This window comes from Mycobacterium kyorinense (assembly GCF_001672775.1).
GTDB lineage: Bacteria > Actinomycetota > Actinomycetes > Mycobacteriales > Mycobacteriaceae > Mycobacterium > Mycobacterium kyorinense_A.
Genome location: NZ_LZKJ01000041.1, coordinates 1 through 730, shown reverse-complemented (window position 1 = coordinate 730; position 730 = coordinate 1). Strand labels below are relative to the sequence as shown.

At 64.8% G+C, this 730-nt stretch carries 2 protein-coding genes; both read left to right on the top strand.

Annotation, left to right across the window (positions count from 1 at the left end; translation table 11 throughout):
- Positions 1-339 (top strand): glycosyltransferase (locus tag A5707_RS03375; protein WP_331713111.1); only part of this gene is annotated, 339 nt, incomplete at its 5' end.
- Positions 340-404: 65 nt separating this feature from the next.
- Positions 405-730: glycosyltransferase (locus A5707_RS03370; protein WP_197495233.1), on the top strand; the 326-nt coding region annotated here is incomplete at its 3' end.

Sequence of the window (730 nt, the reverse complement as noted above, 5' to 3'; positions counted from 1 at the left end):
GCGGTCGTGCACCACGGTGGTGCGGGTACCACGGCGGCGAGCCTGCGTGCCGGGGTGCCCACGTTGATCCTGTCCACCGATATGGACCAGACCCTGTGGGGGGCTCGCGTCAAACGACTGAAAGTCGGAACTGCACGGCGGTTTTCGGCTACTACCGAGAAGACCCTGGTCGCAGATCTGCGTGTGATCCTCGAGCCGGAGTACCTGGCCCGGGCCAAAGAGGTCGCCACCCAAATGACCAAACCCGCTCAAAGCGTTGCGGTAGCCGCCGACTACCTGGAAAACTTCGCCCGCCCGCGGGGTGCTGAGCTGATTGGCGGCGGCGGTCCGGCGGAGTGACCGCTTCCGGGCGAGCGAGTCCGGGTGAAACGACGTACACGGGAAGTGAGAGGCCAGATTCCGCGATGAAGGTTGTGCTGGCGAGCTATGGAACTCGCGGCGATATCGAGCCGTGCGTCGCTGTCGGCCGCGAGTTGGTGCGCCGCGGGCATGAGGTGCGGATGGCTGTTCCGCCGGATCTGGTGGCCTTCGCCGAGGCGGCCGGGCCCGAGGCGGTTCCGTATGGACCCGATTTGCAGGCCGTTCTCGACGCGCACCGCAACTTTTGGTCGCATTTCTTCCGCAATTTCTGGAAGATCCGGGATCTGATCAGGATGCGGCGCGAAGTCAAGGAGCCGTTTCTCCAGAGCTGGAAGGAGATCATCGCGACGCTGACGACGTTGGCCGACGG